At 75.9% G+C, this 1,463-nt stretch carries 1 protein-coding gene and 1 pseudogene; both read left to right on the top strand.

The features are described from left to right. Positions 1-1,039, top strand: a 1,039-nt coding sequence (locus tag AO398_RS27110) for a VWA domain-containing protein (protein WP_058195400.1), incomplete at its 5' end; no start/stop codon positions are given. A gap of 247 nt (positions 1,040-1,286) precedes the next feature. After that, positions 1,287-1,463, top strand: a pseudogene (locus tag AO398_RS29860) (VWA domain-containing protein); the annotation flags it as partial.

Genomic DNA, 1,463 nt, shown 5'->3' with positions numbered 1-1,463 from the left:
GAGCGGCCTCCTCCCCGCCTGGCTCACGGCGCAGCTCTCTTCCCTCGCCTCGGCCTTCGATTTCGCGGCGCCCTGGATCCTGCTCGCCCTGCCGCTGCCGCTGCTGGCCGCGCGTCTGCTCCCGGCCGAGCCGGAGGGGGGCAGCGGCGCCCTGCTGGTGCCCGGCACCCTGGTCGGCACGGCGCGCTCCGGCGCCGACCTCGCCGCCCGGGGCCGCCGCCGCGCCGCCCTGGTCTGGACCCTCTGGGTGGCCCTGGTCGTCGCCCTGTCCGGCCCCCGCCTGGTGATGCCGGCGGCCGCGCTCCCCGCCTCGGGCCGGGAGATCATGATCGCCATGGACCTGTCCGGCTCGATGGAGCGGCGCGATTTCGCCCTGGACGGCGAGACCGTGAACCGGCTCACCGCGGTCAAGCGCGTCGGCACCGACTTCATCCGGCGCCGGGCCGGGGACCGGATCGGGCTCGTGATCTTCGCCGACCAGGCCTACGTGGCCGCCGCCCCGAGCTTCGACACCGCCGCGGTCGCCCGCGCGCTCGACGAGGCGACCATCGGCATCAGCGGCCGCTCCACCGGCATCGGCGACGGGCTCGGCCTCGCCCTGCGCCGGCTCGACCCGAAAGACCCCGGGACGAGCGCCGACGGCGCGGCAACACCACCGGCCAAGGCCGTGATCCTGCTCTCGGACGGCGCCAACAATGCCGGCCAGACCGCCCCCAAGGACGTGGCCGCCCTGGCCAAGGAGCTGGGCATCAAGATCTACACCATCGCGCTCGGCCCCCGCGACATGGCCGATGCCGACGGCGAGCAGGACGTGGTCGACACCGAGACCCTGCGCGACATGGCCCAGGCCAGCGGCGGCGAGGCGTTCCGCGTCCGCACCACCGAGGACCTCGTCCGGGTCGCCGACGCCATCGACCGGCTGGAAGGCGGCCGCGCGCTGGCCCCACCGCTGCCGCTGCGCCGGGATCTCTGGCCCTGGCCGGCAGCCCTGGCGCTCGCCGCCGCCGCGGTGTTGCTGGCGACCCGGAGGGGGGTGTGATGCTCGCATTGTCGTCATATGCGCCACTCCCTCCCCCCTCTGCGGGGGAGGGTACCCTGCGCAGCAGGGAGGGAGAGGGGCAGCGCGACGATGCGGGTATCGTCGCCCGGCACGCCTTCTCCGGACGCGTCGCTCCCCTCTCCCGACCCCTGCTGACGCAGGGGCCACCCTCCCCCGCAGAGGGGGGAGGGAGGGCGCGCGCGAATTTCGGGCGGGGCGAGACACCGCCCATCGCGAGCCAGCCCGCATGAGCGCCCTCGATGCCTTCGCGGTCCTGCGCCCCTGGTGGTTCCTGGCGATCCCGGTCGTGGCCCTGCTGGCGCTCCGCGCCGCCTGGCGGGCGGCGCCGCTGGGCGATTGGGGGCGGGCGGTCGATCCGGCGCTGATGGCCCATCTCGCCGGCGTCGGCCTCGTGCTCGGCGGG

It is taken from the genome of Methylobacterium sp. GXS13 (genome assembly GCF_001455965.1).
In the GTDB taxonomy this organism is placed as follows: Bacteria; Pseudomonadota; Alphaproteobacteria; order Rhizobiales; family Beijerinckiaceae; genus Methylobacterium.
Note: the sequence above shows the minus strand (reverse complement) of the source record. Positions and strands in the feature narration are given on the sequence as shown.